Annotated in this window: 6 protein-coding genes; 2 read left to right on the forward strand and 4 right to left on the reverse strand. The window is 71.6% G+C overall.

The genetic code is table 11. The annotated features are described in order from the left end of the window. Positions 1-131: 131 nt before the first annotated feature. A complete protein-coding gene (locus ACWD38_RS29485; protein ID WP_184483917.1) occupies positions 132-890 on the reverse strand; it encodes an SDR family NAD(P)-dependent oxidoreductase in 759 nt (252 codons plus the stop codon). Positions 891-1,144: 254 nt separating this feature from the next. Here ACWD38_RS29485 and ACWD38_RS29490 point away from each other — a divergent pair, with 254 nt between their 5' ends. Next, on the forward strand, positions 1,145-2,455 hold the full coding sequence (locus ACWD38_RS29490) for a nucleotide sugar dehydrogenase (RefSeq protein WP_184483914.1): 1,311 nt from the start codon (positions 1,145-1,147) through the stop codon (positions 2,453-2,455). A gap of 563 nt (positions 2,456-3,018) precedes the next feature. Here ACWD38_RS29490 and ACWD38_RS29495 read toward each other — a convergent pair. Genes ACWD38_RS29495 through ACWD38_RS29505 form a run of 3 tightly spaced genes read right to left on the reverse strand, consistent with a single transcriptional unit; the run spans position 3,019 to position 5,406 of the window. Continuing rightward, positions 3,019-3,681, reverse strand: a complete 663-nt coding sequence (locus tag ACWD38_RS29495) for a response regulator transcription factor (RefSeq protein WP_184483912.1) — start codon at positions 3,679-3,681, stop codon at positions 3,019-3,021. Then, positions 3,678-5,180 (reverse strand): sensor histidine kinase, encoded by a 1,503-nt coding sequence (locus ACWD38_RS29500; RefSeq protein ID WP_450125371.1) that lies wholly within the window; start codon positions 5,178-5,180, stop codon positions 3,678-3,680. Before ACWD38_RS29500 ends, ACWD38_RS29495 begins: the two co-directional genes overlap by 4 nt. After that, positions 5,137-5,406, reverse strand: coding sequence for a hypothetical protein (locus ACWD38_RS29505; protein WP_184483908.1), 270 nt, complete (start codon positions 5,404-5,406; stop codon positions 5,137-5,139). Before ACWD38_RS29505 ends, ACWD38_RS29500 begins: the two co-directional genes overlap by 44 nt. A 239-nt stretch (positions 5,407-5,645) precedes the next feature. Here ACWD38_RS29505 and ACWD38_RS29510 point away from each other — a divergent pair, with 239 nt between their 5' ends. Beyond that, complete coding sequence (locus ACWD38_RS29510; RefSeq protein WP_184483906.1) at positions 5,646-8,900, forward strand: glycosyltransferase; 3,255 nt, start codon at positions 5,646-5,648, stop codon at positions 8,898-8,900. Positions 8,901-9,352: the final 452 nt, after the last annotated feature.

Consider the following 9,352-nt stretch of genomic DNA (forward strand, 5'->3'; position numbering starts at 1 on the left):
AGTCGGTCTCTCGCGAGGACGGCTTTTTCCCTCGTGGCGGAGCCACTTGGGAAAAAGATCCCGCAGCGAGAGACCGACTGAGGTTCCGCTACCCGACCCCCAAAGCAGAACGACCGGCAATCAACAACAGATCACTTAGGAGCCATGCGAAGGGCTCCGTCCATGCGGATTACTTCGCCGTTGAGGTAGTCGTGTTCGACGATGTTCACGGCGAGCAGGGCGTAGTCGCCGGGGACGGCGAGGCGCTTCGGGAAGGGGACGCCCGCGGCGAGGCCTTCGCGGTACTCCTCGCTGACGGTCGCGAGCATCGGGGTGTCCACGATGCCCGGCGCGATGGTCATCACCCGGATCCCGGCCGACGACAGGTCGCGGGCGGCGGGCAGCGTCAGGCTGGCGACTCCGCCTTTGGAGGCGGCGTAGGCGGCTTGCCCGATCTGGCCGTCGTAGGCGGCGACCGAGGCCGTGTTGATCACGACGCCGCGCTGGCCTTCCCGGTCGGGTTCGGTCTCGCGGATCGCGGGCGCCGCCAGCCGCAGCACGTTGAACGTGCCGAGCAGGTTGACTTCGAGGACTTTGCGGAACAGGTCGAGGTCGTGCGGTCCTTGCTTGCCGCTGATGCGCGCGGACGGCCCGATCCCGGCGCAGTTGACGACGACGCGCAGCGGCGCGCTGCCGCCCGCGGCTTGGTCCACGGCGGTCTGCACCTGGTCGGCGTCGGTGACGTCGGCGCCGCAGTAGGTCACGCCGTCGACGGGCGCCGCGCTGGTCACCGCGTCCGGCAGGTCGACGCCGAACACGTGCGCTCCGCGTTCGGCGAGGGCGCGGGCGGTGGCCGCGCCGAGCCCGGATGCGGCTCCGGTGACGATGGCCGCGGTGCCGGTGATCTGCATGAGGCTCCTCCAGTGCGGGATCGGTTCGCCCGTAGTTAAGCAGTACTGAGCTCGCTTGTGCAGTACTGATCGGGACCGGTGCCGGGTGCTTGAACGGCCGCACACCGGTGCGTCACCACCTGAGCAGCAGCGCGTGAACAGTTCCCAAAGCGCCGCTCCCGGCATCCGCGATGTGCCACGATTTCCGCGAGGTCAGCTTTCCGGCCTGGGATTTCCCGGTCGGTCCGCACGCTGTCGACGGAGGTAGGTGCACCGTGTTCGCTCGTCGGATCGTGGTCGTCGGGACGGGGTACGTGGGACTGACGACGGGTGCGTGCCTGGCGTCGCTGGGCCACCGCGTGGTGTGCAGCGACGTGGACGCGGCGAAGGTCGCGCGGCTCGCGCGCGGCGAGGTCGGCATCTTCGAACCCGGCCTCGGCGAGCTCGTCGGGGAGGGCATCGCGGCGGGCAGGCTGGAGTTCGTGCTGGGCTCGGCGGATGCCGTGGCAGACGCCGAGGTGGTCTTCCTGTGCGTGCCGACGCCGATGGGTTCGGGCGGCGGCGCGGACCTGGCGGCGGTCGAGTCGGTCGTCGCCGAGGTGGCCGAGGTGCTGCCGACCGGCTGCGTGCTGGTGTGCAAGTCGACGGTGCCGGTGGGCACGTCGGCGCGGGTAGCGGAACTCGTCGGCCGGCCCGATGTGGCCGTGGTGTCGAATCCCGAGTTCCTGCGCGAGGGCTCGGCGGTGCACGACTTCCTGAACCCGGACCGGATCGTGGTGGGTTCGGCGTCGCAGGACGCGGCCGAGCGGGTCGCGGCGCTCTACGCGCGGCTGGGCGCGCCGACGGTGCTCACGGACGCGCCGAGCGCGGAGATGGTCAAGTACGCGGCGAACTGCTTCCTCGCCACGAAGTTGTCGTACGTGAACGCGGTCGCCGAGCTGTGCGAGCGGCTGGGGGCGAACATCTCCGACGTCACCGAGGGCATGGGCTACGACCGGCGGATCGGGCAGTCCTTCCTGCAGCCCGGTCCGGGCTGGGGCGGGTCTTGCCTGCCGAAGGACACCGCGGCGCTGCTGCAGGTGGCGCAGTCGGTGGGGTTCGACTTCGAGCTGCTGGGCGCGACGATCGACTCGAACACGCGGCAGCGGGAGCAGATGGTGGCGAAGGTCGCCGACGCGTGCGGGGTCGGCGTGGCCGGTTCGCTCGACGGTGTCCGGCTCGGGCTGCTGGGGTTGACGTTCAAGGCCGGTACGGACGACCTGCGGGATTCGCCCGCGCTGGCGGTGGCCGAGCTGCTGGCCGCGCGCGGCGCCGAGCTCGTGGCGTGCGACCCGGGGCTGCGCGGTGACGAGGCTCCGCTGCGGGGTGTGGTGTCGCTGGTGGACGACCCGTACGAGGCGGCCAAGGGGTCGGCCGGGCTCGTGGTGCTCACCGAGTGGCAGCAGTTCCGGGCGTTGGACTGGCCGCGGGTGGCGGGGTTGCTGGCCGGGCCGGTCGTGGTGGACACCCGCAACCACTTGGACCCGGACGTGCTGCGCCGAGCGGGGATCTCCTGGCGCGGCGTGGGCCGGCTGCCCGTGGGCTGACGGCGCGTCCCGGTGCCGATCGGACGAGCCGTAGCCCTGATCACTGTGGGGCAGCGGCCGGGCCTGGATCGGGTGAGCCGGGGGTTGCGACGTCCGGCGGGGTGGAGGCTGCTCCTTGGCCGGTCCGGGCCTGTGGACCACCGGTGCGGGCACGACGACCGACCGGTCGGTCGTCGGCCGGTGCCGGGAGCGCTCGACGGGTGATCGCCGCGCGGTCGCGGGGACGACCCGGTTCGGTCCGCTCCCGGACGGGCCTGCGCAAACAGTTCTTCCACAGCTTGTGGACAACTCCGTTGCCCAAGGTCCGGGGAGTGCGCGGTCCCCACTGCGGACCGAGTTGTGCACAGGTGTGGACGGAGTTGTCCACAGGTGTGCACAACTCGGGTGCCCGTGCCGGGGGAGTCGGCGCGTCGGCCGGACGCGTCCGCGACCCAGGGTGATTCCGGACCACCGGATCCGGGACTGGCGCTCGCGGCGGTCCTCGAACTCAGCTGCGGCGGCTCAGGAATCCGGTGCCCCTGAACCCGCGGCCAGGGAGCCGACGAGACCGTCGTGCACAGTCCCTAGGCGCCGAGGCGGTAGCCCATGCCGCGGACCGTGCGGATGCGCTCACTGCCGATCTTGCGGCGCAGCGCCCGCACGTACACGTCCACCACGTTCGAACCGGGGTCGAAGTCGTAGCCCCACACGTGCGACAGGATCTGCTCCCGGGACAGCACCTGCCCGGAGTGGCGCAGGAACAGCTCCAGCATCGCGAACTCGCGTGCGGTGAGGTCCACCGTCGCCTCCGGCAGCTGCGCGCGCCGCGTCCGCAGGTCCAGCGACAGCTGCCCCTCCCGCAGCACCGTCACCTCAGGCGTGCGGTCCGAGGACCGCAGCCGCAGCCGGACCCGGGCCAGCAGCTCCTCGAACCGGAACGGCTTGGTCATGTAGTCGTCCGCGCCGCCCTCCAGCCCGGCGACCGTGTCGTGCACCGAGTCCCGCGCCGTCAGGATGATCACCGGCAACGTGACCCGCTGCGCGCGCACGGCCTGCAGCACGGCGAAACCGTCCTTGCCGGGCAAGCCGAGGTCGAGCACGGCGAGGTCGTAGTCCCCGCTGAGCAGCAGTTCCTGCGCGGTGGCGCCGTCACCGGCCACCGCGGTGCCGAAACCGTTGGCGCGCAACCCCTTCTCCAGGAACGCGGCGATGCGCGCCTCGTCCTCCACGATCAGGATCTTGCTCATGCGGGGACCTCCTCAGCGGTCGCGGGCGCGGCGGGGCCGAGCGCGGCACCCGGTCGAGCGGGCAGGTCCAGGCCGAACGTGGCGCCGGCGCCGGGCTCGGACAGCACTCGCACCCGCCCGTGGTGCGCTTCGGCGATGGCCGCGACGATCGCCAGCCCGAGCCCCGCACCGCCGCGTCCGGGCCCGCTGCCGTGCGCGAACCGGGCGAAGATCTGCTCCACCTCGGCGGGATCCACCCCCGGCCCGCGGTCGGTGACCCACAGCGTCAGCCGCCCCAGGCTCAGCGTGGACCCGATGCGGATCTCCGCGCCGTCCTCGGTGTGCTGCACCGCGTTCTGCGCGAGCTGCACCACGGCCTGGGTGAGCCGCTGCGCGTCCACGACCACGTCGCCCTCGCCGATGCTCTCCAACACCCACCGCCGGTCCGCGATGGAGCGCACCTTCGCGTCGATGTCGCTGGTCAGCTCCGCGAGCGACACCTCGGCGGGGTGCACGAAGTCCGGGCGGTCGGCCTTGGCCAGCATCAGCAGGTCCTCGACGATGCGCGTCATCCGGTCCAGCTCGTCGGTGCACAGCCGCACCACCTCGTCGCGCTCGTCCGGATCGTCGCCGAGCAGTTCGAGGTGCCCGCGCACGATCGTGATCGGAGTGCGCAGCTCGTGGCTGGCGTCGTCGACGAACTGGCGCTGCGTGCTGAACGCGGATTCCAGCCGGTCCAGCATCGCGTTGAACTGGTAGGCGAGCGCGGCGATGTCGTCGCGGCCCTCCACCGGGATGCGCCGGGTCAGGTCGTGCTCGCTGATCTCCGCGGCGGCCTGCCGCACGGTGCGTACCGGCGCGAGGATCGCCCCGGCCACGACCCACGAGGACGCCGCCGCCAGCAGCACGCCGAACGCGCTGACCAGCACCAGGATGCGCACCACCCCGTGCACCTCGGCGACGTCGGCGGAGGTGAAGTGACCGGTGATGAACCAGGCCTGCTGCCCGCCGTCGGTGTGGGCCTGGATCTTGATCCAGCGCAGCGGCCCGGATGCGGTCTGCGCCGTCCCGTGCCCGTTCGGGTCCGCGACGATCCGGTCCAGCAGGCGCGGGTCGTGCACGACCTCCCGGATCTCCTTGTCCTGGGACTGCATGTGCCACTTCAGGCCGGTGGGGGTCTCCCACGCGCCGATCATGACCTCCCACGAGTCCGGGTACTGCTGCCGGAGGTAGGTGTCGAACAACGCCCCCGGCTCGGCGATCAGCGCACCGGTGACCGGGTGCCTCCCGACCTGCGCGAAGTTGACGAACTCGCCGCCCTCCTGCTCCAACGAGGCGGTCACCTTGTTCATCGCGTCGTTGTGCAGGAACCGCCACACCAGCAGCACGATCCCGGTCAGCACCACGACCAGCACGAGCAACATCCAGCCCATGATCTGCGCGCGAGCCGGGACGCGGGTGCCGCTGCGCCGCGGCTCAGTCGTCATCGTCGAGGTCGTCGTCGGGTTCGTCGTCGTCATCTTCCGGTTCCGGCGGCGGCAGGTCGGCGGGCGGCGACGTGGTCGTCGCGGGCACGAGCGTCGGACTCCCGCCCGGCTGACCGGGGCCCGACACGTCGCCCACGTGGACTTCGGCGGGTACCTGCGGGTTGCGGGGTCCGTTGGTCACGGCGTAGCTGAACAGCACCACGGCGATCGGCAGGGCCAGCGCGGCGATGAGCAGCGGCAATCTGGTCACCGGCCTCATGACTTCATCTTCGCCGCCGCGACCTGGAACGGGGATGAAACCGGCATGAGAACTTTCTCATGCGGGGTGCGCCGGGTTGCCCGCATCCCGCACCTGGCCGGGGTGCCGACGGGCTAGCCTGCACCACGAACGGGTGGGTCCGGGCAGGTTCCGCTCCGGCCGGTGCGCGTTCGCGCGCCGCCGAGGCCCGCCACCCGCGTGAACAGCAACGACGGGCACTGGGGTCGAGGACAGACGCGATGGATGACGACAACGACCGGCTGATCGAGTGGACCGGGGAGCGTTGCGTGCCCTGGGCCGACGACGTGCAGGTCATCTACGAGCACTACCACCGCTACGCGCTGGCCGCCCGGTTCGTCCGCGGCAAGCGGGTGCTGGACCTGGCGTGCGGCGAGGGCTACGGGGCCGCGCTGCTGGCCGCGGAGGGCGCCGAGGTCGTGGGCCTCGATGTCGACCCGGCGACGGTGGAGCACGCCACCCGCCACTACGGCGGGCGCGACATCGCGTTCCGCACCGGTTCGATCACCGACCCGGAGGTGCTGGCCGACGAGAAGCCGTTCGACGTGGTGGTGTGCTTCGAGGCCATCGAGCACGTGGCCGACCACGACGCGGTGCTCGCGCTGGTCCGCGCCCGGCTGGAACCGGGCGGGCTGCTGCTCGTGAGCACCCCGGACACGGCCGTCTACCAGCACGAGCACGGCAACGACAACCCGTTCCACGTCAAGGAGCTCACCGCGCCGCAGTTCGAGTCGCTGCTGGAGGGCTCGTTCCGGCACGTGGCGGTGTTCCGGCAGAACACCGCCGTCGGCTCGGTGCTCACCCCGTCCGACCCGGGGGACCTCGACACCGCCATCGAAGGCGTCCGGTTGCAGACCCTGCACCAGGAGGAGTCGGGCGCGTGGACGGTCCGCCAGGGCCTGCCGCACACCTACCTGCTGGGCGTCGCCTCGGACCGAAGGTTGCCGAAGCTGCCCGCCGCGGCCGTCCTGCTCGACGACGACCTCACCCTCGCCCGCCGGGCGGGGGAGACCGAGGTGCGGCCGATCATCGCCCAGCGCGACGAGGCGGTCGCCGACGTGGCCAAGCTCAACGAGCACTACGAGCGCAGCCGCGCGGAATCCGAGGAGCTCAAGGCCGCCGTGGGGCGGCTGGAGGAGCTCCGGGTGGCCGAGGAGCGCCGCGCCGACGAGCAGGTGCGGGAGCAGCAGCGGCTGCGCGCCGAGTTCGGTTCCCTCGAAGCCCAGGTCGACGAGGCCCGGCTCGGCGCGGAGCGCGACGCCGCGCGCATCGAGTGGCTGCGGGACACGGTGGAGCGCGTCGAGCAGCGGGCAGCGGAGGCGGAACGCCGGTCCGGTGAGCTGGAGAGCCGCAACGCCGAACTCGTCGCGCAGAACTCCGCGCTGGTGCAGCGCGCGCTGCGCAAGTACCGGACCGTCGTGGAGCGCGTCGCCCCGCGCGGCACCGCCCGCCGCGACGCGTACGAACTCGCCCTGGGTCGGCAGCCGGGTGCGGTCGTGGCCGAGCAGCCGCGGGAAACGGGGCCGGTCTCGGTGCCGCGCAGCGACGACCCGGTGGTCAGCGTGATCGTCCCGGTGCACGGCAAGTGGCCCTACACCCGGCAGTGCCTGCGGTTCCTGGCCGGGCACCTGGTGTCGGTGCCGTTCGAGGTGATCGTCATCGACGACGCGTCCCCGGACGACAGCGCGGTGCGGCTCGCGGCCTGCGAGGGCGTGCGGCTGGTGCGGGCCGAGCGCAACCTCGGCTTCATCGGCGCCTGCAACCTCGGCGCCGAGCACGCCCGCGGGCGGCACCTGTTCTTCCTGAACAACGACGCGGAGGTCACCGAGTCCTGGCTGGACATCCTGATGTCCACAATGGACTCCGATGAGCGGATCGGGCTCGTCGGCTCGAAGCTCGTCTACCCCGACGGCCGGTTGCAGGAGTGCGGCGGCATCGTCTGGTCCGACGGCACCGGCTGGAACCTCGGCCGCAACGGCGAACCGAACGCCTCCGAGCACAACGTGCTGCGCGACGTCGACTACTGCTCCGGCGCGGCGATCCTCGTGCGCGCCGACGTGTTCCGCGACGTCGGCGGCTTCGACACCCGGTTCGCGCCCGCCTACTACGAGGACACCGACCTCGCGTTCGCCGTGCGCGCCGCCGGATACCGCACCGTCGTGCAGCCGAAAGCCGTGGTCGTGCACCACGAAGGCGTCTCCAACGGCACCGACCTGTCCACCGGCGTCAAACGGCACCAGGAGCTCAACCGCCAGGTGTTCGCCGACAAGTGGCGGGACGCGCTCGCCGACCACCTGCCGGAAGCCTCACCGCGCAACCTGTGGCTCGCGCGGGAACGCGGCGAACGCGGCCACCACGGACCGCTCGTGCTGGTCAAGGACCACCAGGTGCCGCGCCCCGACTTCGACTCCGGCTCGGTGCGGATCCGCCGCGTGCTCGAACAGCTCGTGCAGCTGGGAGCGCGCGTCGTGTTCTTCCCCGGCAACCACGCCAAGCTGGAGCCCTACACCACCGAACTCCAGCAGGCCGGCGTGACGGTGCTGCCGGAACCGCAGCTGCAGCAGGCGTTCCTGGCCGAAGCGGGCAGCGAGATCACGCTCGCCGTGCTGTCCCGCCCGCAGGTCGCGTGGAGCCTCGTCGAAGAGCTGCGGACCTGCGCCCCGCAAGCCGTGATCGCCTACGACACCGTGGACGTCCACTTCCTGCGGTTGCAGCGCCAAGCGGCGCTGGCCGGGGAACAGGGAGAACCCGACGTGGAGAAGTCGTTGCGCCGCAAGGCCTTCGCCTCCCGCGAGATGGAACTCGGACTGGTGCGCTCCTGCGACGTCACCCTCGTCGTGTCCGAAGCGGAGCAGGAACTGCTCGGCGAACTCGTCCCCGAAGCCGACGTCCGGGTGCTGTCGAACGTGCACGACGTGCAGGACGGGACCGCGCACCCGCGCGGACGCCGCGACGTGCTGTTCGTCGGCAGCTTCGACCACCCGCCGAACCGGGACGCGGTGCTGTGGGCCGCGCGGGAGATCATGCCGCTGGTGCGCGAGCACTGCCCCGACGCGGTGCTGCACGTCGTCGGCTCCAACCCGACCGGCGAAGTGCTGGCGCTCGCCGGCGACGGCGTCGACGTGCACGGCTGGGTCCAAGACCTCGACGCGCTGTACGCGAACAGCCGCGTCACCCTCGCGCCGCTGCGCTTCGGCGCCGGGGTGAAGGGCAAGGTCGGGGAAAGCCTCGGACTCGGCGTGCCGGTCGTCGGAACCACGCTGGCGATGGAGGGCATGCACCTCAAACCGGAGCAGGACGTGCTCATCGCCGACGACGCGGCCGGCCTCGCGGAAGCCGCGGTGCAGCTGCTCACCGACGACGCGACCTGGTCCCGGCTGTCAGTGGCCGGAAAGGCGGGCATCGCCGCCCAATTCGGCCCGGACGTCTCCCGTGCCGCGCTGGCCGAACTCCTGGAGCTGAGCGCGGGGTCCTGAAGCCGGGGTCGACTCGGCGTGGGGGTCGGGTTCTAGAGCCGGGGTCGGCTTGGCGTGGGGGTCGGGTTCCCAAGCCTTCCCCGGTGTGGGCGTGTGGTTGCGGTGTTGCGCGGACCCGCGGAACCCCAACTCCCAACCCCCACACGACAAAACCGCGCAGCGGGCGGGCAAAACCACACCCGGCGAACGGACCGAAGACCGTGCCTCGCTGCAAAGCTGTGCAGTGGGCGGCGAAGCACACCTGCCTTGCGGCTGAAAGCCGTGCCTAGCGGCGAAGCCGTGCCGTGGACGAGCGGAGCGAAGTCTGCCTCGCGGCGAAGCCGTGCCTGTATGTGCGAAGCACATAGCCCACGTCGAAAAGCCGCTCACCGGCGGGTTCTCAGCGGCTTCCTCGCGAGGACAGCTTTTTTCCTCGTGGCGGAGCCACTTGGAAAAAAGATCCCGCAGCGAGG

Source organism: Saccharopolyspora sp. NPDC002578 (assembly GCF_053592695.1).

Coding starts and splice junctions, on each gene's coding strand:
- ACWD38_RS29485 (WP_184483917.1), bottom strand. CDS start 890: ATGCAGATCACCGGCACCGCGGCCATCGTCACCGGAGCCGCATCCGGG.
- ACWD38_RS29495 (WP_184483912.1), bottom strand. CDS start 3,681: ATGAGCAAGATCCTGATCGTGGAGGACGAGGCGCGCATCGCCGCGTTC.
- ACWD38_RS29500 (WP_450125371.1), bottom strand. CDS start 5,180: ATGACGACGACGAACCCGACGACGACCTCGACGATGACGACTGAGCCG.
- ACWD38_RS29505 (WP_184483908.1), bottom strand. CDS start 5,406: ATGAGGCCGGTGACCAGATTGCCGCTGCTCATCGCCGCGCTGGCCCTG.
- ACWD38_RS29510 (WP_184483906.1), top strand. CDS start 5,646: ATGGATGACGACAACGACCGGCTGATCGAGTGGACCGGGGAGCGTTGC.